Origin of the sequence: Vibrio sp. Sgm 5 (genome assembly GCF_026241575.1) — a bacterium.
Classification (GTDB): domain Bacteria; phylum Pseudomonadota; class Gammaproteobacteria; order Enterobacterales; family Vibrionaceae; genus Vibrio; species Vibrio jasicida.
The window spans coordinates 24,671-48,237 of the sequence record NZ_JAPHPY010000001.1 but is presented as its reverse complement, the minus strand read 5'-3'; the positions used below and the strand labels follow the sequence as shown (position 1 = coordinate 48,237).

At 45.6% G+C, this 23,567-nt stretch carries 18 protein-coding genes, 3 tRNA genes and 1 pseudogene; 10 read left to right on the top strand and 12 right to left on the bottom strand.

The features are described from left to right. Nucleotides 1-26 precede the first annotated feature (26 nt). Both vmeF and OQJ86_RS00200 read right to left on the bottom strand, forming a co-directional pair. Nucleotides 27-3,140, bottom strand: a complete 3,114-nt coding sequence (vmeF, locus tag OQJ86_RS00205; RefSeq protein ID WP_042602637.1) for a multidrug efflux RND transporter permease subunit VmeF — start codon at nucleotides 3,138-3,140, stop codon at nucleotides 27-29. Further along, on the bottom strand, nucleotides 3,140-4,228 hold the full coding sequence (locus OQJ86_RS00200) for an efflux RND transporter periplasmic adaptor subunit (RefSeq protein WP_039978329.1): 1,089 nt from the start codon (nucleotides 4,226-4,228) through the stop codon (nucleotides 3,140-3,142). The genes vmeF and OQJ86_RS00200 overlap by 1 nt, the downstream gene beginning before the upstream one ends. Nucleotides 4,229-4,511: 283 nt before the next feature. Here OQJ86_RS00200 and OQJ86_RS00195 point away from each other — a divergent pair. The 3 genes from OQJ86_RS00195 (at nucleotide 4,512) to OQJ86_RS00185 (ending at nucleotide 4,935) form a co-directional block, all read left to right on the top strand. Continuing rightward, a tRNA-Tyr gene (locus tag OQJ86_RS00195) sits at nucleotides 4,512-4,596 on the top strand. Nucleotides 4,597-4,681: 85 nt separating this feature from the next. Further along, nucleotides 4,682-4,766: transfer RNA gene (locus tag OQJ86_RS00190), tRNA-Tyr, on the top strand. 84 nt (nucleotides 4,767-4,850) lie between these two features. Further along, a tRNA-Tyr gene (locus tag OQJ86_RS00185) sits at nucleotides 4,851-4,935 on the top strand. Nucleotides 4,936-5,074: 139 nt separating this feature from the next. Here the strand turns inward: OQJ86_RS00185 and OQJ86_RS00180 are convergent. Both OQJ86_RS00180 and OQJ86_RS00175 read right to left on the bottom strand, forming a co-directional pair. After that, nucleotides 5,075-5,203 carry a hypothetical protein gene (locus OQJ86_RS00180; RefSeq protein ID WP_258071253.1) on the bottom strand — a complete coding sequence of 43 codons (129 nt, stop codon included), beginning with the start codon at nucleotides 5,201-5,203 and terminating at the stop codon, nucleotides 5,075-5,077. 141 nt (nucleotides 5,204-5,344) lie between these two features. Then, nucleotides 5,345-6,217, bottom strand: coding sequence for a Tim44 domain-containing protein (locus OQJ86_RS00175; protein ID WP_042602159.1), 873 nt, complete (start codon nucleotides 6,215-6,217; stop codon nucleotides 5,345-5,347). A 255-nt stretch (nucleotides 6,218-6,472) separates the two neighbouring features. Here OQJ86_RS00175 and OQJ86_RS00170 point away from each other — a divergent pair, with 255 nt between their 5' ends. From OQJ86_RS00170 to OQJ86_RS00160, 3 genes are all read left to right on the top strand, one after another. Continuing rightward, nucleotides 6,473-7,063, top strand: coding sequence for a TetR/AcrR family transcriptional regulator (locus tag OQJ86_RS00170; RefSeq protein ID WP_038865527.1), 591 nt, complete (start codon nucleotides 6,473-6,475; stop codon nucleotides 7,061-7,063). A 13-nt stretch (nucleotides 7,064-7,076) separates the two neighbouring features. After that, nucleotides 7,077-8,951 carry an MFS transporter gene (locus OQJ86_RS00165; protein ID WP_265984950.1) on the top strand — a complete coding sequence of 625 codons (1,875 nt, stop codon included), beginning with the start codon at nucleotides 7,077-7,079 and terminating at the stop codon, nucleotides 8,949-8,951. Nucleotides 8,952-9,111: 160 nt separating this feature from the next. Then, nucleotides 9,112-10,017, top strand: coding sequence for a YeiH family protein (locus tag OQJ86_RS00160; RefSeq protein WP_038865531.1), 906 nt, complete (start codon nucleotides 9,112-9,114; stop codon nucleotides 10,015-10,017). 3 nt (nucleotides 10,018-10,020) lie between these two features. On the opposite strand, the gene OQJ86_RS00155 is transcribed toward OQJ86_RS00160, so the two are convergent. After that, nucleotides 10,021-10,203, bottom strand: coding sequence for a hypothetical protein (locus tag OQJ86_RS00155; protein ID WP_038865532.1), 183 nt, complete (start codon nucleotides 10,201-10,203; stop codon nucleotides 10,021-10,023). Between the two features lie 96 nt (nucleotides 10,204-10,299). Further along, nucleotides 10,300-11,181 carry a LysR substrate-binding domain-containing protein gene (locus tag OQJ86_RS00150; RefSeq protein WP_265984947.1) on the bottom strand — a complete coding sequence of 294 codons (882 nt, stop codon included), beginning with the start codon at nucleotides 11,179-11,181 and terminating at the stop codon, nucleotides 10,300-10,302. A 157-nt stretch (nucleotides 11,182-11,338) separates the two neighbouring features. Here OQJ86_RS00150 and nagE point away from each other — a divergent pair. Continuing rightward, nucleotides 11,339-12,801 (top strand): annotated as a pseudogene (gene nagE / locus OQJ86_RS00145) (N-acetylglucosamine-specific PTS transporter subunit IIBC). A gap of 50 nt (nucleotides 12,802-12,851) precedes the next feature. On the opposite strand, the gene menE reads toward nagE, so the two are convergent. The 6 genes from menE to OQJ86_RS00115 all read right to left on the bottom strand — a co-directional run bounded on the left by menE (nucleotide 12,852) and on the right by OQJ86_RS00115 (nucleotide 20,083). Continuing rightward, on the bottom strand, nucleotides 12,852-14,282 hold the full coding sequence (menE, locus tag OQJ86_RS00140; protein WP_265984945.1) for an o-succinylbenzoate--CoA ligase: 1,431 nt from the start codon (nucleotides 14,280-14,282) through the stop codon (nucleotides 12,852-12,854). Beyond that, nucleotides 14,267-15,256, bottom strand: coding sequence for an o-succinylbenzoate synthase (gene menC, locus OQJ86_RS00135; protein WP_038879437.1), 990 nt, complete (start codon nucleotides 15,254-15,256; stop codon nucleotides 14,267-14,269). Before menC ends, menE begins: the two co-directional genes overlap by 16 nt. Before the next feature lie 130 nt (nucleotides 15,257-15,386). Beyond that, a complete protein-coding gene (menB, locus tag OQJ86_RS00130) occupies nucleotides 15,387-16,253 on the bottom strand; it encodes a 1,4-dihydroxy-2-naphthoyl-CoA synthase (RefSeq protein ID WP_265984942.1) in 867 nt (288 codons plus the stop codon). 26 nt (nucleotides 16,254-16,279) lie between these two features. Then, nucleotides 16,280-17,074, bottom strand: a complete 795-nt coding sequence (gene menH, locus OQJ86_RS00125; protein ID WP_265984940.1) for a 2-succinyl-6-hydroxy-2,4-cyclohexadiene-1-carboxylate synthase — start codon at nucleotides 17,072-17,074, stop codon at nucleotides 16,280-16,282. Next, complete coding sequence (gene menD, locus OQJ86_RS00120) at nucleotides 17,061-18,779, bottom strand: 2-succinyl-5-enolpyruvyl-6-hydroxy-3-cyclohexene-1-carboxylic-acid synthase (protein WP_038879428.1); 1,719 nt, start codon at nucleotides 18,777-18,779, stop codon at nucleotides 17,061-17,063. Before menD ends, menH begins: the two co-directional genes overlap by 14 nt. After that, a complete protein-coding gene (locus OQJ86_RS00115) occupies nucleotides 18,776-20,083 on the bottom strand; it encodes an isochorismate synthase (protein WP_265984937.1) in 1,308 nt (435 codons plus the stop codon). Before OQJ86_RS00115 ends, menD begins: the two co-directional genes overlap by 4 nt. Nucleotides 20,084-20,300: 217 nt before the next feature. Between OQJ86_RS00115 and OQJ86_RS00110 the strand changes: the two genes are divergently transcribed. The 3 genes from OQJ86_RS00110 (at nucleotide 20,301) to OQJ86_RS00100 (ending at nucleotide 23,552) form a co-directional block, all read left to right on the top strand. Then, a complete protein-coding gene (locus tag OQJ86_RS00110) occupies nucleotides 20,301-21,515 on the top strand; it encodes a pyridoxal phosphate-dependent aminotransferase (RefSeq protein WP_005437583.1) in 1,215 nt (404 codons plus the stop codon). A 114-nt stretch (nucleotides 21,516-21,629) separates the two neighbouring features. Then, nucleotides 21,630-22,214, top strand: coding sequence for a 5'-deoxynucleotidase (gene yfbR / locus OQJ86_RS00105; protein ID WP_038865545.1), 585 nt, complete (start codon nucleotides 21,630-21,632; stop codon nucleotides 22,212-22,214). 3 nt (nucleotides 22,215-22,217) lie between these two features. Then, nucleotides 22,218-23,552: an anti-phage deoxyguanosine triphosphatase gene (locus OQJ86_RS00100; protein WP_042602167.1), complete on the top strand. Its 1,335-nt coding sequence runs from the start codon at nucleotides 22,218-22,220 to the stop codon at nucleotides 23,550-23,552. The last annotated feature ends 15 nt before the right edge of the window (nucleotides 23,553-23,567 follow it).

Sequence of the window (23,567 nt, the reverse complement as noted above, 5' to 3'; positions counted from 1 at the left end):
CTCGGCTTTTGTGTTTTAGAGTTTGGTTAAGGGTGCGCGATACGTCCCTTCGTATCATGGCTAAGCGCTTTATTCAGCTCAGCTTCAACATAACCAGGGGAACGCGTCTTCGCAGAGATCAATCGATACATCGCAGGGATAACAAACAGTGTAACTAACGTCGCAAACCCCATACCGAAGAAGATAACGGTACCGACGGCCACACGGCTTTCATAACCTGCTCCTGTTGACATGATCAAAGGAATAGCACCAGCTAGCGTCGTAAATGCCGTCATCATGATAGGACGCAGACGGCGAGCTGCCGCATCAGTGATCGCTTTTTCAAATTCGATACCACGGTCACGTAGCTGGTTAGCAAACTCAACGATCAAAATACCGTTTTTGGTTACCATACCGATCAACATAATCATGCCGATTTGGCTGTAGATGTTCATTCCTTGACTCATGACGACCAACCCAAGGAAGCCACCAAATACGCCCATAGGCACGGTGAACATTACCACCAGTGGGTTGACGAAGCTTTCAAACTGCGCTGCCAATACTAGGTATGCAACAAGTAATGCCAAGGCAAATACAACGGCAACACTGGCTTGGTTTTCTTTAAAGTCTTTCGACTCACCAGAGTAACTGACCGAAATATCACCCGGCAGGTTATCAATCGCTTCTTGATCTAAGAAATCTAGCGCCTCACCTAGGGTGTAACCTTCCGATAGGTTAGCAGTAATGGTGATCGACTTCTGTTTGTTGTAGTGGGACAGACGAATTGATGCCGCCACTTCTTCGACTTTAGTAACCGTATCTAGGGTCACTAGCTCACCGCTGTTGGTGCGTAAGTAAATCTGGCTCAAATCAGCCGCGTTATTGAAGCTGTTTTCGTCACCTCGAAGGTAAACATCATATTCTTCACCACGGTCAACGTAAGTGGTTTCACTCTTACCACCAAGCATGATTTCTAGAGTTTCAGAGATGTCTTGTACACTCACACCAAGTTCAGCAGCACGGCGCTTGTCCACTGACACCAAAAGCTCTGGTGTTTTCTCTGAGTAGTCGATTTCCGCACCTTCCATCATTGGTGACTCTTCAGCTGTGTTCTTGAGCATTTCAGCCCAGACTAACAACTCATCGTAATCAGAGCCACCAAGAACAAACTGCACAGGTTCGCTAGAACCACCACGGAAACCCGGCATGAATGGGAAGACACGAACGTCTGGAATACCGGCCAATGACTTACGAACTTGGTTGAGTGCTTCTTGTGCCGTCACATCACGCTCGTTCCAGTCTTCTAAAATCATGATAACGAAGCCAGTTTGGTCACCCGCTTGCCCACCAAATGCTGGTGTTTGAATACTGAATGATTTCAGGAAACCTTGTCCCAACAATGGCATCAAGCGATCTTCTACGATGTCCATGTTCGCCGACATTCGGTTGTAGGAAGTCGCATCTGCACCACGAACAAAAGCAAAGATAACCCCTCGGTCTTCTTGTGGCGTTAGCTGTGCAGGCACTTGATTCATCAAACCATAACTGCCTCCCATACACGCAAGGATAACCAAAGGCGCAGCCCAACGAACCTTCAATGCACCACGCAGCGCTTTTCGGTAACCAGTCTCTAACTTAGCAAACAATTTATCGACCGCTTGGTTGAATCGATTCGGCTTCACATTCGCTTTTAGTATCTGACTACCGAGCACTGGAGTCAGCGTTAATGCAATTAAAGATGAGAAGATCACTGACATCGCCAACAATACTGAGAACTCAGTAAATAGCAGGCCTACCATGCCATCCATAAAAGAAATCGGCAGGAAGACCATCACCAGAACCAAGGTCGTAGCAACAACGGCAAATCCGACTTCTCTTGTGCCTTTATAAGCCGCCAGCAGTGGTGACTCGCCGCGCTCAATATGGTGGAAGATGTTCTCTACGACAACAATCGCATCATCCACAACTAGACCGATAGATAGGATAAGCGCCATCAGGGTGATTAGGTTGATAGAGAAGCCGAAGTAGTAAGCCGCAATGAATGAAGAAATCAGTGAGACTGGTACCGTCACCGCAGGAATCAATGTAGCGCGCGCCTGACCGATAAAAATATAGAGGACTAAAATAACCAGACCACCCGTAATAAAGAGCGTGCTGTATACCTCATCAATCGAGCGTTCAATAAATACTGTGGCATCATAGTCTATGGCCAGACGAGTACCGTCCGGTAAGAACTTCTGAATCTTATCTACTTCTGAACGCACCGCCTGTGCCACTTCTAGCGGGTTAGCGTCTGATTGCGGAACGACGCCTAAGCTAATGTTGACTACACCATCACTCTTAAAGGTTGAGTTTTCGTTTTCCGCACCAATGAATACGTCCGCCACATCTTTCAAATAAATAGGCGTGTTATCGCTAGCACGTTTCACAACAAGATATTGAAAGTCTTCTGGCGTATTGTACGTACGTGCTGTACGAACTGACATGACGGTTGAATCGTTACGAACCTCACCTCCTGGACTTTCCAAGTTTTCACTTCGTAATGCTGTCGTGATATCAGATGCAGTAACCGAGCGACCAGCCATCAGATCTGGTTTAAGCTTCACGTACATCACTTTGTATAAACCACCGGACAAGTCGATCGAACTGACGCCCGATATCAGACTAAAGCGGTCCATAAGTACGCGCTCGGCATAATCCGTTAGCTGGGTACGGTCCATCTCTGATGAACTGAGGTTAATATAGAGGGAGGCTTCACCAGAACCATTATTCTTGTAAACAACGGGATCGTCAGCTTCATCTGGCAGCGAACGTTGAGCGCGAGCAACGGCATCGCGAACATCACTCACGCCGGTGTTTAAGTCATAACCCAGCTCAAATGTAATGGTGATACGCGACATACTGTTGCGCGTCGTCGAGCTAATTTCGTCGATACCACTGATACCAGAAAGCTGGTCTTCCAATACCGACGTTATTTGGCTCTCGATGATGGTGGCAGAGGCGCCTTCATAACGTGTGCTGATCGAAACCACTGGGCTTTCGATGTCTGGCATTTCACGGACTGCAAGTTTAGTAAACGACACAAAGCCGAATACACACAGCAGCATACTCAATACCAGCGCAGCGACAGGGCGCTTTACGGAAACGTCAGAAAGTAACATTAGTTCGCTTCCTTAGCCGCTTTGCCTTCTGCATCTGCAGCATGTGCACTTTTCGATTGAGTTGGCGCGACAATTTCAGCGACTTCAACGCCATCACGCATATTTACGATGCCTTGAACCACTATTTTGTCGCCGATCTCAACACCCGATTCGATCACAACCTCATTATCAACACGCGCTCCTAGGAAGACCTCCTGACGCATTGCTTTATTGTCTTCATCAATCACGTATACAAAACGCTTAGTACCTGAATACTCAAGTGCTTGAACCGGAATGATTGGCGCTTTAATCGCAGGAAATGCCAACGATGCATTCATCAGCATGCCAGGTTTTAAGTGATTTTCTGGGTTATCAAATTCGATACGAACACGTAAGTTTAAGGTTTCAGCACTAATTCGCGTATCAATACCTGTTACCTTACCCACGAATTCTTGATTATTCCAAGCACTGGTGGTGGCATGCACTTCCATACCGACCGACAACATCGATAGGTAACGTTCAGGAACTTGAAGATCCAATTCCATGACAGAGAGGTCATCAAGCGTCAATAATTCAGAACCAGCGCTGACCATTTTACCTTTGCTAAAATCAATAAAACCAACGGTACCGGCAAAAGGTGCACTAATATGAAGATCCAATAAGTTAGCTTTAGCGGCATCTAGACGCGCTTGTGCAATTTCAACACTCGCCTTTTGCCCATCAATTTCAGTTTGGGTAATCGCATTACGTTTAACCAAACGCTGAAACTCTTTTAACTTACGCTGTTCATCTTTTAGGTATGCTTTTGCCTCTATTAAGGCAGCTTGTGCTTTATCATCGTTAAGTTGAATCAAAAGCTGGTTTTGCTGAACGTTTTGATTAGCGTTAACGGCGATTTGTTTCACCTTGCCAGCGACTTCAGAAGCAACCACTACGGATTCGGCCGCTTCTAACTTGCCGATCAACGACAGAGATTGGTTAATTTCATGCGTTTCTACTTGTTCAGTTACTACCGTAACTGTAGATGGACCACGTTTGGCAGCAAAAGCTACTGGCGAAGCCATTAAAATAGAAAGCGTTAAAACAGATAAAGTGGCTCTCATACTCATAATCTTGACTATTAATCGAATAAACTTATGTCATTAAACTGAATACAGTTTATCAGTAGATACGTCCTCTAACGTCAAGTAGTGTAAATTCAAGTAAAAAGAAGGTTTTCCTTTTGTATAAACGACATACAAAACGCTGACTTTCTACCATCTTTGCCCAAAAAGGCAGCATTCAACGTAAAAACGTAAGAAAAACGCTTTACAGCCGGAGCGAGTTTGCTATGATGCGCTCCGCACTTGAGAGATGTGTTGGGAAAACAAATCTTAAGTATAAAAATACCCTGGAGGGGTTCCCGAGTGGCCAAAGGGAGCAGACTGTAAATCTGCCGGCACTGCCTTCGATGGTTCGAATCCGTCCCCCTCCACCATATTCTTTCTTATGTTTTTCCTTTAAACGTGAGAACAACTTGGAAGCTAGGTTGGGAAACTAACATCTAAGTATAAAAACACCCTGGAGGGGTTCCCGAGTGGCCAAAGGGAGCAGACTGTAAATCTGCCGGCACTGCCTTCGATGGTTCGAATCCGTCCCCCTCCACCATATTCTTTCTTATGTTTTCCTTTGAACATGAGAACAACTTGGAAGCTAGGTTGGGAAACTAACATCTAAGTATAAAAACACCCTGGAGGGGTTCCCGAGTGGCCAAAGGGAGCAGACTGTAAATCTGCCGGCACTGCCTTCGATGGTTCGAATCCGTCCCCCTCCACCATATTGAAAAAGCCAGCTCATTGAGCTGGCTTTTTTCGTTCTATAGCTATATTTTTTCAATGGCTTACCTAACTATTTGGCTAAATCTAGCCTCACTCAACGCGCGATTCTTAGTGATCTTTCGTTTAGTAGTACGACACCTAGGTACTTTTAACTAGCTCTGCTTGAGAGCGAATCCAAGTGTTAGTTGGTTTATTTAGGTCAATGGAATCAAGCCATTGATCATCTCCGTTAGCTTTATCTTCACCATTCCCTATTGTGCGACTCATCGCTGCCTCATAACAACCCTATTAAAGTCGACTTCAACCACTCGTACTGTCTCGATAGATTTAGAGTCTCTGATCTTCAGGCATAAAAAATCCCGCACGAAAGCGGGATTTTATTAAGACTAAATTGAATACTTAAGATAATTAACCTTGAATACCGACGATCAACCACGGTGCATTTGGCACAGTTAGGTCACGCTCTAGGTGCCAGATATCTTCGATTTCTTCTTCGACACCTTCTTCAGCATCACGGTAACGACCACTGAACTGTAAGCTGAGCTGTGCCTTACTTGCATCATAATCTGCACGAACAATTTCAGCATCAACGTACATCACATCTGTGTGCTGCTCACCATCTAACTTCGCACGTTCTGCTTTCAAGTCTTCGAATAGGCTTGGTGAAACGTACTCTTCAATTGTATGAAGTTGGTTGTGGTTCCACGCGCCTTGCAGGATTCGGTAGTGCTCACGAGAGCCGTTGATGAATGCCGCTTGGTCAAAACCCGGTGGGTAGTTATGCGGGATATCAGTTTGTGCGCCGAAACCACCAAAGCCACCAGCATTTGTGTTTGGTTGTTGTTCAAAATTCTGCATGTTTGGCTGCTCGAACTTCGTGTTGTTACCACCAAAGGCTGGCTGCTGACGATGCTGATTCATACTGCCCTGCTTAGCACCAAGCATACCTCGCATCAGTTTGAAGATAACGAATGCGATCAAACCAATGATTAGGATATCCATAAACTGGATACCTTCAAACGCACCACCAAAGAATGCTGCCAGAAGACCACCAGCAAGAAGACCACCAAGTAAGCCGCCCATCAAACCTTTTTTGCTTGATGATTTAGCACCTTGTTCTTTACCAATGGTGTTTGTGTTTTGTTGCTGCTGTTTAGGAGCAGGCGCGGTTTTGTAACTCTTACCAAAAGACTTACCACCACCAAATTTCTTCGCTTCTGCGATAGGCGTTACGGCAACAGTAAACATCAGTAGGGCGACAATCGAAAATAAACGTTTCATCGTTATCCTTAAAATTGACGATATGTACTTAATCATGCTGATTGATGATGAAGCAAACAAGCATCCATATCAGTAGCACGCTAAATATGAGATATGACCATCATACTCCGTCAGATACAACAATGAAACATTCCATAATAGAAGACATGTATCAGAATATTGCCAAGCAATAGGTTTCTGACTGGTTTGTGTTATTGACGGTGATTCAGTAGCTGTCTATCATATTGAACGTTGTTCAATAAGTAGTTTTAGATTATGGCGCGCAGAAACGATCACACCAGAGAAGAGTTAGTCAACTTGACCCTTACTACGGTCAAAGACTTTTTAGACGAAAACTCTTACCACGAGCTCAGTCTTCGTAAGATTGCTAACATGATTGGTTACGTGCCAAGCACTTTAGTAAACATTTTCGGCAACTATAACTTGTTGCTTTTACACGCGGTTGCTCAAACGTTAGATGAGCTACAACAAGAAGCAGTGAAAGCGACCAAGAACAGTAAAGATGCCCATCAGGCCTTATTTGAACTGGCTTATTGTTATCACGATTTCGCGCAAAAACACCCACATCGTTGGCAGTTAGTTTTTGAGCACAATATGAATGGCGCAGAACTTCCTGAATGGCATGCAAAACGCATCGACGGTATGACTGGCATGCTAGAATCCTTACTTGCTCAAATCGCACCGCACCGTACTGAGTCTGAAGTACTTCAAGCGAGTCGCGTATTGTGGTCCGGAGTACATGGAATCACGCTACTAAGCGTTGATGATAAGTTTTTCTCTAGTGAACCTATTGATGGTAAAGAGCTTATTGATAACCTGATTTCAAACTATCTGATCAGCTGGTAATAAAGGATTATTCATGTCATCAGACAGCCAGTCGTCCTTGCTTAGGCAACGAAAGTTCCTTCCCTATTTTATTACCCAGTTTTTTGGTGCTTTCAACGACAATATCTTCAAAAATGTGCTGTTGCTGTTTGTCGCCTTTGCGGGGTCTAGTGCACTGCCCGTTTCTAGCAACTTATTTATCAACTTAGCCGCTGGCTTGTTCATCCTCCCGTTCTTTCTATTTTCCGCATCAGCAGGGGTGCTGGCAGATAAGTATGAAAAATCTTGGTTTATCCGCAAGGTAAAACTGTTCGAGATAGGCATAATGTTGCTTGGGGCTGTAGGTTTCATTACCGAGAGCTACGGTGTTTTACTCCTACTGTTATTCCTGATGGGCACGCAGTCAGCATTTTTCGGCCCAGTCAAATATGCATTGCTACCACAACAACTTAACGAGAAAGAACTCGTTCCGGGCAATGCACTAGTAGAAGCTGGTACCTTTATTGCTATTTTGATCGGTACACTAGGCGCAGGGCTGATTGCTTCCGCAGATAACGCTAAATACCTTGCTGCATTTTGTGTGGTTATCTTTGCCCTTCTTGGCTACTTATCAAGCCGTTCAATTCCCTTTGCTTCCGCTAGCGCTCCCGATATTCAATTTAAATGGCAGCCATACAAACAAACCAAACACACGCTTTCTATTGCCAAGTCTGACCGCATCGTCTTCCAATGCATCATGGCAATCAGCTGGTTCTGGTTCTTAGGCGCGGCTTATCTCACCCAGTTCCCTAATTTCACGAAAGAGTATTTGAATGGTACAGAGAGCGCGGTTTCATTTCTGTTAGCTTTGTTCTCGGTCGGTATTGCTGTTGGCTCAATGGCCTGTAACTGGCTCTCAAACCACAGAATTGAAGTAGGAATCGTACCGATTGGTGCTTTAGGTATCACCATATTCGGCTTCTTGATGGCGACATCTATTCCTACAGACTTACCTCGATTTCATACCTTTGTTGAGTTTGTAAGCTTCGACGCTTTTTGGCCGCTGTTCTTCTATCTACTAATGATCGGAATCTCTGGCGGCTTGTTCATCGTACCACTGTACGCGCTTATGCAACACAGAGCAAAAGAGACAGAGCGAGCACAAATCATTGCGGGGCTAAACATCTTTAACTCGTTGTTTATGGTGGGTAGCGCAATATTGGGTATCGTCTGCCTAAGCGTGCTTGAAATGACCATCCCCCAATTGTTCGCTCTATTGGCTGTTTTAAATTTCTTAGTTGCGGCATACATTTTCCTGCAAATCCCAATTTTCGTTGTGCGCTTTGCTATGTGGGTAGTCACTCACACAATTTACCGCGTAAAACACAAGAATTTGCACCACCTTCCTGAGCATGGTGGTGCATTAATCGTATGTAATCATGTGAGTTATATGGACTCGCTACTATTAAGTGCGGTTTGCCCACGCTTGATTCGCTTTGTGATGGAAGAAGATTACGCCAACCTTCCACCTCTACGACGTTTTCTTCGCCGAGCTGGTGTGATTCCGATCTCAGCCAGCAATCGCACTTCTATTCGTCGTGCATTCAGTGATGTTGAGGTGGCACTAAGTGAGGGGCATATTGTGTGTATTTTCCCTGAAGGTCGTTTGACATCAGATGGTGAGATGAACGAGTTTATGCGCGGTATAGACATCATCCTTCGTCGTAGCCCTGTTCCAGTGATACCAATGGCGTTGAAAGGCTTATGGGGCAGCTACTTCAGTCGCGCAAAAGGCCGAGCATGTAAGGGCTTACCAACGCGTTTCTGGTCTAGACTGGAAATCGAAGCTGGTACACCTGTCGATCCAAAACATGCCACAGCACAAGCTATGTTTGAGAAAGTAAAAGCACTTCGCGGCGACTGGCGCTAAACTCAAACAGAACAATTCTTAATTTTTGAACATGCGTTTAGTTTTTCTGAACGCACGTTCAATTCATTAAGACTTTCTGACCATAGGCGTTACGATATACTCTGCGCTTTAACTCACTACAACGAAGACACCCTTGAATACAAAGAATATCCCCTTTGGATTGGCACTGCTGTTTTGTTTAACCCCTTTTGTGTCCTCTCCTATCGCGCTTGTGATCGGTTTTCTTTTGGCGAGTTTTAGCCTAGTACCGACAGAGCTTCCTATTGCTTCATTTACCAAGAAGCTGCTTTCTTACTCCATTATTGGTTTGGGCTTTGGGATTCACTTTGACCAAGCTCTCGCGGTCACGTCTGATGGAATAGGTCTAATCATCGCGACCATCCTTGGCACACTTGTGATCGGCATGATGATTGCCAAAGCAATAAAACTTGAACGCACAACGGCGTATTTAATTGCTTCTGGTACTGCCATTTGTGGTGGTAGTGCGATTGCTGCTGTCGCTCCAGCGATCAAAGCAAAGGACGAACAAATCGGTCTTGCACTTGCAACGGTTTTCGTTCTGAACTCACTGGCGCTGTTTATCTTCCCTGTAATTGGTCACGCTATTGGTTTGGATCAGCATACGTTCGGAACGTGGGCTGCGATTGCAATTCACGATACCTCTTCCGTTGTGGGTGCGGCATCTGCTTACGGTGAAGAAGCATTGACTACCGCAACCACATTGAAGCTTGCTCGCGCATTGTGGATCATTCCTGTCGCACTGATCAGTGCCGTGATCTTTTCTCGTGGAAACGGTAAAGAAGGTAAAAGCAAGTTAGTGATTCCTTACTTCATTTTCTGGTACTGCGCTGCTATTGCATTCAGCGACTTCTTCCCGCAATTTGAAGTGGTGTATCAAGGCATCTTTGCTATTGCTAAGCAAGCGCTTGTGGTGTGTCTGTTCTTGATTGGTTGCAGTATTTCAGTATCGAAGCTGAAGTCTGCAGGGGCAAAACCATTATTGTTTGGTGTCACACTGTGGGTGCTGATTTCTACAACATCACTCGGTTGGCTACTGCTGAGCTAAACCTTAATTAACTTTCTGTGGCTGGGTGAGCTCTGCTTTTTTCGCGCTCTGGTTTTTGTGTACCAACACTAAAGCTATCGCGACCAGAAAGGCGGTTAGCTCAGCCAATGAGCGCGTTAGTCCCTCAGTGCTCATCGCAAGGCCAATTTGCAGCAACACCGCTGCCACCAAAGCTAATTTTATCATCCTGAACCTTATGCTTTATTTCTTAATCTTTAAGCATAATTATGATTCAGAGTTATAAGGATTCGAAATTCCCTTTTCGACTAATTCATTGCTAAATCAACTAAGTTGGCTCTCCACCCATGAAATGAAAGTCTTCACTTTAGGGCGGTGCTCATACCCAGATGGACAGAGTAAATCATACCCCTGCTGAGTATCCATCGTAGGGTAAGGGCTCACTAGTTCTCCTTTGTCTAAGAGATCTTTGACAAACCGATATCGTCCCATCGCAACACCAACATTGTTTCTCGCGGCTAACACAGCCATATCACGGTGACTAACACAATAAAAGTGTTGGAAAACATCCACATCTAATACCATGTGAGACACCCACCTCTGCCATACGTCAGAGCCTAATGCATGAATAAAATTAATACGGAGTAGAGAGGCGAGCCCATCTTCTAAAATATTCATCTCTTTCATGTACTGCGGTGTGCAAACAGGAATGTACTTTTCACCAAACAATCGCTGACGATAAACATCAACAAGGTCCTCAGTATCATAAAAGATAGCCACATCGATCTGATTTGTTACAAGATCTAACTGACTTTCTTGCGCAAATAGATTGAGATTGAAACCTGGGTAATGGCGCTTAAAGTCCGCAACCCTTGGCATTAACCAACCGTTTAAGAATCCTGGAGAGGCGGCAATGTTTATCTCGCCCACTAAATCCGTCGACTTTATTTCTTCAATCTCATTAAAAATGGTACTGAGCGATGTAGATAACGTCTTTTGAAAACGACGCCCTTCCTCTGTCAGCTCAAGCTTTCTCGTGCCGCGAACGAACAAGGTAAAACCCAGCTCTTGCTCGAGTACTTTAATGCGATGACTAACCGCACCTTGGGTTAAATGCAACTCCTTCGCTGCATGAGTAAAGCTAAGGTGCTTCGCTGCGATACTAAAGGTATGAAGATTCCTAAGCAGTAATTGTTGGTTAGCCATGACACACCATGCATTAAAAATATTAATTCATGATAGTAGTGAATTCGTTTGTTTGCGTCGATAATTAAGTTTCAAATAGTCCCTAGAAACTTAATAAAAACGCCAATTTCCAGCATAGATCATATTCTGGGAGGCATTAAAAATTATAGGGGCAAATATGAATATACTCGGCTACATGCAAAAAGTCGGTAAGGCGTTGATGGTTCCCGTAGCGACACTACCCGCTGCGGCAATCTTGATGGGCATAGGCTACTGGATTGACCCTGTCGGGTGGGGCTCAGAAAGCGTACTGGCCGCATTTTTAATCAAATCTGGTGGTGCCATCATCGATAACATGGCAGTGCTATTTGCCGTCGGTGTCGCTTTTGGTCTAAGCAGAGACAAGAATGGCTCTGCCGCACTTTCCGGCTTTATTTGTTTTATGGTTTTAACCACATTGCTTGCGCCAGGAGCGGTCACTCAGCTGATGGGCGTCACAGCAGATGAGGTGCCTGATGCGTTCAACAAGATTAATAACCAGTTTATCGGTATCTTAGTCGGCATAATCTCAGCGGAGATTTACAACCGTTACTCTGGAGTCGAGTTACCTAAGGCATTAGCGTTCTTCAGTGGAAAACGCCTAGTTCCGATCCTAACTTCTATTGCTGGTATGGCATTGGCCTTCGTTCTGCTTTACGTTTGGCCTGTGATTTACGATGCACTGATCATTTTCGGCACTAAGTTGGAAGCAATGGGCGCTGTCGGTGCCGGTCTTTTTGGTTTCTTCAACCGCCTGATGCTGACCATCGGCATGCACCACGCGCTTTACCCAGTGTTCTGGTTTGATGTAGTTGGGATTAATGACATTCCAAACTTCCTCGGTGGTGCACAATCTATTGCGAATGGCACTGCGGTTGTTGGCCAAACTGGTATGTACCAAGCAGGCTTCTTCCCTATCATGATGTTTGGTCTGCCGGGCGCTGCGCTTGCGATGTACCGATGTACCACTGCGCAGATAAAGAGAACAAAAACAAAGTATTTTCTATCATGCTTGCCGCTGCAATGGCGTCTTTCTTCACAGGCATCACCGAGCCACTAGAGTTCAGCTTTATGTTCCTAGCGCCTGTGCTTTACCTAATCCACGCAGTACTAACGGGCATTTCTATGTACATTGCTGCAAGCATGCAATGGATGGCAGGCTTCGGTTTCTCCGCTGGGTTCGTAGACTTTGTGCTTTCAAGCCAAAATCCACTAGCAACCAAATGGTACATGTTGATCCCACAAGGTTTAGTGTTCTTCGCTCTGTACTACACGATATTCCGCTTCGCGATCGTTAAGTTCAACCTGCGTACTCCGGGTCGTGGCGAAAACATGGAGAAGGAAGTAACAGAAAACGTTGGTGAACTTGCAAAAGATTACATTGCCGCTATCGGTGGTGCAGATAACATCCTAGAGGTAGACAACTGTATTACCCGCCTACGCTTAACCGTAAAAGATTCCTCACTGGCTGACGAAGCAAAACTAAAACAGCTCGGCGCAGCAGGTGTAGTTTGTATTGGTAAAGGTGGCCTGCAAGTCATCATCGGCCTAGGTAAAGTAGATAAAGTAGCGGAGCAAATGAAAGTCGCCCTCGCTAACTAAAGAATTGTGGTGACTCACCATCACCACATCCCCCTGAAGTGCAATAACGCTTAGTCACCGTTTTGCACTTCATTTTTTAACCAGTCTTTTACCGCTTTGCGCGATACTTTAATTCCTCCAGCCAATAAGGTTTGAGGCATTACATAATACGCGACCGGCCATTTGAATTTTTCTAGCTTAGTTTGCAGGTGTTGCTCGTATTGAGCTTTGTCCAGTAATGAATCCGTCTGCATCACCGCCACTGGCCGATGTCCAAATTCCACATCTTCTACCGGTACAACGATGCTCTGCGAAACACTCTCTATTTGGTTCAGTGCCGCTTCTATCTCTTCACAATGAACGTTTTCTCCACCAGAGATAAATTGGTTATCTGCTCGACCAATGATCTTGAGTTCATCCCCTTGCCATTCACCTAAGTCTTTGCTGTCGAACCAACCACTTTCATTCAGGAGAGAAGTAATATTACCTTGATGAAAATAGCCTGCTGCCAGGGTCTTACCGCCGATATAAATACGTTGTTCCACCAGCTTAATATCGCGGTTTTGCAACAGATGCCCCGCATTGCTGATGCTATCGATTCGCTTAGCTGTTACGGTAGACGCAGCTTCTGTCATGCCATAACCTAACCAAGTTTCAACCCCCTGCTGTGTCGCCCGTAAAGCCAGTTCGTGTCCAACATGACTACCACCAAGTAACACATGAGTAAGAGACAGTTTAACTTGGTCATCCAACAGACGTTTTAATTGCGTTGCGACCAAAGACGCATGAGACACACCAAGAATATCTTCTGCTAGATTGCCATTTCCCACCTTCAGAGTCGCACCAGCAAACAACCAACGATAAACGATCGCAAGGCCAGATACATGGTAGAGCGGCAGTGACAACAACCAAGTATTTCGTTGAGTAAATCGAAACTCCTCTAACAAACCTTGTGCTGAAGCAAAGTGCTGTAGATGGTTGTGAGCTACTGCTTTGGGCGTTCCCGTTGAACCGGAAGTAAATACGATAGTAGCGAGTACATCACGCGCATAGCCGTCAGTTGGAGTAACGACATCCGCGTTTATCATGTTCTGAATGGAAATAAACGTCGCATCGAGTTGTGACAACTGACGCCCTGAATAAGCATTCGCTAGGCTATCAGCAAACCAAACAAAACGTTGTTGATGAGTTTTGTAAAGTGTCTTGAGCTTGCCTTGCAATGCCTCCAAAGGCTGCGGCATCGTCAACGCTACAATAGCGCCCAATTGCTGGGCAGCAAGGGAAAGCAACAATGCATCGACTTGATTCTTGCCGACTAAAGTCAAGACATCACCATTTGCCAGTCCCTGCTGCTGCAAATAATGCGCATATCGGTCAACGCGAGATGCTAATTGCTGCCAATTTATAGACTCTGTGGTTGTTTCCAGCGCAATAGAAAAAGGGCTCATTTGAGCCCAATATTTCCATGGTGCAATCGCAATCGTCTCTATGCTGAATGCCACACTAACTCCTGCTCTGATAGCGGAATAATTGGAAGTTCACATTTAGGCCACCCCTGTTCCAATTGCGCTTTGTACAAGCCAATTGTATCCAAGCCAGGGATTTCATTCGGCAGTTGCCATTGAGCTAAACGTGCTAACTGGTTCAGACCCAAGCTGGATTCAATACTTGAGCTTATCACAGCTTTGATACCCAGAGTTTTAGCCTTCTCAATCAGCTTAATACAAAACTCAACCGAGCCGATCAACGTTGGCTTAATAATGATGGTCTTCACACCGGTAAGATCTTCTAGGCGGAAGTCTTCACGACGAACCGCATCCTGTAGCGTTTCATCCCACGCGATAGCAATCCCCGTATTGATAGCAAACGACAGACTGTCACCCGGAGAGCGGCATGGTTCTTCCAAGAAGGTGATACGCTGACGCAGTGATGGGGCAATGTACTTAGCAAACTGCTGCGCTTTTTCTGGCGTCCAAGCACGGTTTGCATCAAGGCGAAGTGTCAGCTGCGGTATCGACTCAAGAAATAAGTTCACTAGCATGCCGTCGCGAATCGGTTCGTATAGACCCACTTTTACCTTCGCAACTTTCTCGCCTTCCATCTCGTTCAGTTTAGGAATCAGCTCATCAGGGTCACCATTACACAGGGGCGCAGCTTGATACTGCCCTTGTACCGGTAGACCGCCTTCTAGCTCAAGTTGAGCCATCGATAAGCCAAACGCCACAGAGGGATACATGTGGTTGTAATCCACGGGTAAATCCGCAACCCAACGCTCCGCTTGAGCTTGCAGTTGAACACCAGCGTCTTCGGTACCTTCAAGGCTAAAGCCCGTTAAAGGTGCAACTTCACCACGACCAATTTTGTCGCCATCCGTTAATTCAAGAATGAAGCCAACACGCTCAGTCAGTTTGTTGTCACGTAATATAACGCCACTGTCCATTGGTAGAGAGTAACGATAAATCTTCGCTTTACGCATAATTCGAATCCTATGTAATACCATATATTCTGAACTTTTTAGCGAGAGAACCCGCTAACCTCCCAGAGGGCGAGGCGCTCAGGACGAAAAACGAAACAGAGGAGCACAAAGGCTCCTCTTTCTTTACGGATTATGGGTTACGAGGGAACTTGTCGAAGTCTGGGCGACGTTTCTCGTTGAATGCGTTGCGGCCTTCTTGGCCTTCATCTGTCATGTAGAACATCATGGTTGTGTTACCAGCCAGTTCTTGCAAGCCAGCTTGACCATCACAGTCCGCGTTCAATGCGGCTTTCAAGCAACGCAATGCCATTGGGCTGTGCTGTAGAACTTCACGACACCAACGAACGGTTTCTTTCTCTAAGTCTTCTAGTGGTACAACCGTGTTTACTAGACCCATGTCTACCGCTTCTTGAGCATTGTAGAAACGACATAGGAACCAGATTTCGCGAGCTTTCTTCTGACCTACGATACGAGCCATGTAAGACGCGCCCCAACCGCCATCAAAAGAGCCCACCTTAGGACCAGTTTGACCAAATTGTGCATTCTCCGCCGCAATCGTCAGGTCACACATCATGTGCAACACGTGACCACCACCGACAGCCCAACCTGCGACCGATGCGATCACTGGTTTTGGACAAGTACGAATATCGCGTTGGAAGTCTAATACGTTTAAGTGGTGCGTACCTTGGTCGTCTTTGTAGCCGCCGTAGTCGCCACGGATCTTCTGGTCACCGCCAGAACAGAACGCATCTTCACCTAGACCTGTCAGGATGATCACACCAACAGTCGAGTCATAACGCGCATCTGCCAGTGCATCAATCATCTCTTTTACAGTTTGAGGACGGAAAGCATTACGTACCTGTGGACGTGCAATGGTAATTTTCGCGATACCATCAACAGACTTGTGATAGTGGATATCCTCGTATTTCTCGCTGCAATCTTTCCATTGAACCGGAGCGTAAAGTTCTTCTTCAGAAATGCCTACTGTTTTAGCCATGGTGATTCCCATTGTTCTCGTTGCTCTCACTGAAAGTGAGAATGAATTATTTGATTAATCTGTATCGCAAACTTCTGGGGTTGCTCTTGATGAGCGTTATGCCCTGCTCCCTCAATTTGTCGATATGCCAACCCGCTCATTTCTGCCAGTTGACTGAATTTTTTGTCTTTAGCACCGCACACGTAATACAGCGGAACCGCTTGTTGTTGCAGTGCTGGTAGCAAATAACCTTGCTTAGCCAAAGAAGTCGCAAGCAACATATCTGCGACTGACGAGCCAAGATTAGCACTTCGTTTTGTCACTAATGTTTGTCTTTGCTCATGGTTTAGTGAAGAAAAGACCAACTGTTGGTACCAATCGTTCAAAACACAAGCAAGAGGCTCAATTTTGAAACGCTTTGCCCAGCAAGTGTCATTCTTTAATCTGGTCTGCTTATCTGACTCGTTTTGTAGACCGAAGTTTCCTCCTTCAACAATGGCACCACAAATATTGAGATCTGAAAAACACTGGTGCGCAAGGCCATGCATAGCAATGCGTCCACCCATTGAGTAACCAATCAAAATAAGCGGTTGTTGTGAAGGAAATAGTAAAGATAGTGTGGAATTGAGCAATTTGCAGCAATCATCTAGATCACTGCAAGAAATAGATTGGCTTTGACCATGACCAGGAAGGTCAATCGTCACACGTTCGAATTGAGGTAACGCGTTTGAGCATAGATGCCAATCCGCTCCGCTACCTAACAAGCCATGCAAAAACACCAGAGTAGGCAAAGTGCTACCTTGGTGCTTTTCCGTTGCTGGAAAGTGCTCAGAATAGAGCATGCAAATTCTTGTTGAACGATTTTAAATGCTCAACAGCTTGGTTAGACGGCGTTTGCACTTCAATCACCAATGCGCCTTGCCCTGAAGCAAAATGCTCAGAAACCAAAGATTGGTATTCTGCTAATGAGCTTGGTTGACGATACTCTAAACCAAACTGCTTCGCGGCGTGCTCAAAGTCGTAACCATGAGGCATTTGGTAGAACGACTCACGATGTTCCTGCGGCACCGGCAGTAAATCAAAAATCGCGCCGCCATCATTGTTCGTAATCACCAACACTGACGGTAACTTACTGTGCGTAAACAACGCCAGTGAGTTCAACCCATACAATGCCGACGTATCGCCAATAAACATTAACATCGGGTTCTGGCGCGCGCGTTGAACCCCGCTTGCCGTTGCAAACAGGCCATCAATGCCTGAAGCACCACGGTTGGTAAACACTTCAGTATTGTCGAGCTTACCAAACATATCAATTAAGCGAACAAACAAGCTGTTACCCACAAACAGGTCAACACCTTTTGCGCGCTCTGCAACATCAATGGCTAATGCAATCTCGCTTAGCTCACTCTTAGGATCAGAAACGAACAAACCTTTTGCATGCTGAGTCACTTGCTTAATGTCAGTCGCAAGGTCGTCTGCCCAACCAGTATATTCCGATTCAAACTCTGTGGTACGTTCTACCCAAGAGCTCGGTTGTTCAGCCCAATGCCATTGTGGCAAGTGGCTTTGATTATCACGGTCTAAACGTGGAGAAACATACCAGTATTGAATATCTCTACCATGTTGGCTACGCGAAACATGTTTATCGAGCCAGTGGTTAAAACGCTTGGAGATGATTCGGCTACCAAATTGAACCACTAAATCACAGCTATCTAACTGGCTCGCCAATCTTGGATGCTGCAACCACATATCAAAATGGGCCCAATCCGAACTCACACCACTTTGAGGATCAGCCAAAACAGGCCACCCCATTTGCTCAGCAAACGAACGTGCAGCCTGTGCTTGGGCTAAAGGCAAACTCCCAATGACCACGATACCTTTGTTGTCACCACAGCTTGGAATCGCACTGTTCGTTTTCGGGTTGAATCGTTGACAATAAGTCACGCGACTTTCTTTCCAACCAGCAACCGTATCGAGGTAATCTTGGTGAGTACTTTTTTCTACGTTTGAGTATAACGGCTCAGGGAAGGCACAGTTGATGTGTACCGCACTGCCTTTTAGCCGCTGCGTGAACATCACTTCATCCACAGAGGTCAAAAGCCAGTTGAGTGGCGTAGACAATGTCGGGCTTGGCAAATTCAGACTGTCAGAAACATGCTGTGAGAAAATACCAAGTTGATTGATGGCTTGATTTGCACCACACCCTACCAACTCGACTGGTCTATCGGCAGTCAATACCACCAGCTTTTCACCAGTGAGTTTTGCCTCTGCAATAGCGGGCAACAGATTGGCGACGGCAGTACCAGAGGTCACGATCAATGCCACAGGCTCTCTACTGGCTTTTGCTAGCCCTAATGCCATAAAGCCCAAACCACGCTCATCAAAGTGCGTGTGAATGGTAAAATTTGGATTATCCGCCGCCTCCACCGTTAAAGGGGTAGAGCGAGAACCTGGTGCAATACAGATATGATTTACACCAAAGCGGTTTAATTCTGTCAGGATGGTTTCAGACCAAATTCGATTTAAAACAGCTTGATCAGCATTCATGATGCAACCCCAAGCGGTGGGTGGTCTGAAATAAGAGAAAGTAACGTTGACATTTTTTTATCTAACTCGGCCCATTCATGCTCTGCAATGGAACCTGGAACAATACCCGCGCCAGCAAACAGTTGAACTTGTTCTTCAAGGATCAACGCACTTCTGATTGCGACACAAAACTCTGCACGCTCATGGCTGATATAACCCATGGAGCCTGCATACCAGCCGCGTGCAAACGGCTCATTATCTAAAATAAACTGCATCGACTCTTTACGGGGCAACCCAGCAACAGCGGCTGTCGGCTGTAAAGCAGAGAGTAACTGAACGCCATTAATGCCCGTTTTAAGATCCGCATGGATATTACGCTTTAAATGCTGCACTTTTCTCAGGCGAACCAAACGAGGATCAGTTTCAACGTCAACGCTTTCTGAGTGGGGTGAAAGACGTTCAATAATGTCGTCCACCACATACTGGTTCTCATTGAGGTTCTTAGAATCTTGAGATAGCCAGTTCGCCAATTCCATATCTTGAGTCGCATTCTCGCCACGGCCTATCGTACCGGCTAATGCTTCCGTATGTAGTTCGTGTCCGATACGCGAATACAAACGCTCTGGTGTGGATCCCATAAAGCTGTGTTTACTGTCTAAGCTCAACAGAAAATGAAAACTATGATGGTTGTTGAGGTAGCTCGCTTTCAATAGCTGCGCAGCAGAAAGTGTCGAATCTAAATGAACAGTCGATTTGCGAGCCAACACCACTTTTTTAAACTCGTCATTGTCGATACCAGTGAGCACCTTCTCTACCAAATCATTCCATTGTGGCTCCGTCGGAGCGTGATCAATCGAACGGATATGAGAAGAGATTGGCGCTAAGCTAGGCACATCAGAGACCAGCTTTTTCAAGCCTGCTAATGTACGAGTTTTATCTTCTGCGATATTCACCGCAAGTGACCATTGCTGGTCAAACCGAATCAACTCAATTTGCGGAAGAAAAAAGAAGGATGTCATACAGCGACGATTTTTCTCGTGCTGACCGTCAAATGAACGACCGCCCCATACGCGTTGGCCTTCACCAAGGATCGTATAGGCAGGTCCAGGATCGGTAAAGGAGTGGAGTTGGCCTAGAGCAACAACTTCTTCACGAGTATCACGGGACTGCCAGTAAAACTTGGGAAAAAGTGGTTGTGCTTCAAGCCAGTCTATAAACGCGAAATTGGGTTTCTCGCTGAGTGGCTCGATTAAACGTGTTTGATTGCCTTCCGTTTGCTGAACTCGCTCGATAATTCTATTTACGGCTTGATGGAACTGTGACAAATCAACCTCGAAACGTGTGAGGATAAAGGATAACTGACGGCTACTCTAAGTTTAGACCCAAAGCAAATCAAGGTCGTATACGATCTTTTGCAAATTCCTGTGATACCAACAGAACAAAACTTAATCACCAAACGGATAATTTACAGATTTTTATTCTAATAAAAAACAAATTATTGTATTTTAATAAAGAAATTAACGATTTTTTAGGAATTAAGCAATGCAAAATATCGGGATGTCGTCAAAACTCGACAATGTCTGCTACGACATTAGGGGTCCTGTACTCAAACATGCTAAACGCATGGAGGAAGAGGGGCATAAAATCCTAAAGCTAAACATTGGTAACCCCGCCCCATTTGGTTTTGACGCCCCTGATGAGATTCTAGTAGATGTCATTCGTAATCTGCCAACTTCTCAAGGCTATTGTGATTCCAAAGGCATTTATTCGGCGCGTAAAGCTGTCGTGCAGCACTATCAGCGCAAAGGCATCCGATCGTTAGATGTTGAAGATGTATACGTTGGTAACGGTGTATCAGAGCTGATCGTGATGGCGATGCAAGCATTACTGAACAATGGCGACGAAATGCTGATCCCTGCGCCAGACTACCCGCTTTGGACGGCATCTGTTGCTTTGTCTGGCGGTAAACCTGTGCATTATATCTGTGATGAAGGGGCAGACTGGTACCCAGATCTTGAAGACATCAAAAAGAAAATCACGCCAAAAACCCGTGGTATTGTTCTTATCAACCCGAACAACCCAACAGGTGCGGTATACAGTCGTGATTTCCTATTAGAAGTTATCGAGATTGCGCGCCAACACAACCTGATCATCTTCGCTGATGAAATCTACGACAAAGTCCTTTACGACGGCGCGACACACACCTCGGTTGCAACGCTAACAGAAGATGTATTGGTGATGACGTTCAACGGTCTTTCAAAAGCGTATCGCGTTTGTGGTTTCCGTGGCGGTTGGATGTTCCTAACGGGTCCTAAACATCTAGCACAAGGTTACATCAATGGCTTAGAACTCCTTTCTTCGATGCGTTTATGTGCCAACGTACCAATGCAACATGCGATTCAAACCGCATTGGGTGGCTACCAGAGTATTAATGAGCTGATCTTGCCGGGTGGTCGTTTGCTTGAGCAACGTAACCGAGCTTACGAACTGATCAACCAGATCCCTGGTGTTTCGTGTGTGAAGCCGAAAGGTGCGATGTATTTGTTCCCGAAAATCGACACCAAGATGTACAACATTAAGAATGACCAACAAATGGTGCTCGACTTCTTGAAGCAAGAAAAAGTACTTCTGGTACAAGGTTCTGGCTTTAACTGGCCGAAACCGGATCACTTCCGTATTGTTACACTGCCGCACGTAGAAGATCTCGAAACCGCGATTGGCCGCTTTGAGCGTTTCCTATCAACGTATAGCCAGTAGTAATTACTGCTGATCTCTCATATGCTTAGAGGAGCTCCCAGTGAGCTCCTTTTTCGTATCAAATACCAATGTCACTTACGAACGGTTTGTGGGATCGGTACATAGGAGAGTGCAATGAAAGAAAGCCATTTTTTCGCCCACTTGGCCCGAATGAAACTCATCCAACGCTGGCCACTGATGCGCTCAGTCTCGCCAGAAAATGTCTCTGAACACAGCTTACAAGTTGCCTTCGTAGCGCATGCCCTAGCATTAATTAAAAACAAAAAATTCGGCGGTACACTAAACCCTGAACGTATCGCTATACTCGCCATGTACCATGATTCGAGTGAAGTACTCACTGGGGATCTACCGACCCCCGTTAAGTACTACAACCCTGAAATTTCTAAAGAATATAAGAAGATTGAAGCAGCGGCAGAACAAAAACTGCTCTCGATGTTACCTGAAGAGTTTCAAGATGATTTCGCACCCTACTTGCTCTCGCATTCCGCTCATGAAGAAGACGCTAAAATCGTTAAGCAAGCAGATTCTATCTGTGCGTACCTTAAATGCTTGGAAGAACTCAGTGCAGGAAACCACGAATTTGCCTTGGCAAAGAAACGCTTAGATATCACATTGCAAGAACGCAAAACACCGGAAATGGAATACTTCCTTCATACCTTTGCCCCAAGTTTTGAATTATCGCTGGATGAAATTAGCTAGTTGATGGAGAGAAATGTGTCATTTGAATTAAACGCTTTATGGCAAGAACGCCATGATGATGAACATAAAATCCGCCGCGATGACCATCGTAGCCCGTATCAACGTGATCGTGCACGCATTCTGCATTCTGCAGCATTTCGACGCTTACAAGCGAAGACCCAAGTGCATGGCAACAGCTTGGAAGATTTTCACCGAACTCGACTCACCCACTCTCTAGAAGCAGCGCAGCTTGGAACAGGTATTGTTGCCCAACTAAAAAAGAAGCAACCTGAATTTCGAGATCTACTGCCGTCTGACAGCTTGATCGATTCATTGTGTCTCGCACACGACATTGGTCATCCCCCTTATGGGCATGGTGGTGAAGTCGCCTTAAACTACATGATGCGTGATCACGGCGGCTTTGAAGGCAATGCTCAAACCTTCCGTATCGTCACCAAGCTTGAACCTTATACCGAGCACTTCGGCATGAACCTATCACGTCGCGCTTTACTCGGTTTAATAAAGTACCCAGCTCTGCTTAGTCAAACACGCTCCACGCGCCTACCGGACCCGGTTGAGCATCAACGCAAACTCAAAGCCAAAGATTGGAGCCCTGCCAAAGGCATTTATGATTGCGATAAGGATTTATTCGATTGGGTCATTGCGCCACTGACCGAAAACGACAAAGCACTATTAAGCCAAATGCGTTGCCGCCCTGAATCAGACTTGGAGCACTGTAAAACTCGGTTTAAGTCTTTGGACTGCTCAATAATGGAGCTAGCGGACGACATCGCCTATGGCGTACATGATTTAGAAGATGCCATTGTGCTTGGTATGGTAACTCGACAGCAGTGGCAAGAAGGGGCAGCAAGCCAGCTTGCAGATTGCGGAGACCCTTGGTTTGAAGAACACATCGGTTCCATCGGTCAAATGTTGTTTAGTGGTAAACATCATCGACGTAAAGACGCGATTGGTGGCATGGTTAACGCCCTATTGACGAGTATCTCAATCAAAGTAGTTGATGAGCCATTCAATAACCACTTACTGGCTTGGAACGCCTGTTTAGAACCTCATATGGCAAAAGCACTAGAAGTATTGAAACACTTCGTGAGCCAATATGTGATTCAAATTCATCAAGTACAGATTGTTGAATACAAAGGCCAGCAAATCATCATGGATTTATTTGAAGCGCTCAGTGCAGATCCTGAACGCTTGCTACCCAAACACACTCAAGAACTTTGGAAAGAAGCAATGGATGAGAGTGCAAAAATGCGCGTCATTGCAGATTACATCTCAGCGATGACCGACGGCCATGCACAGAAGCTGCACCGTCAGTTGTTTTCTTCAATTGTCTTATAGAGAATGCTCTATAGA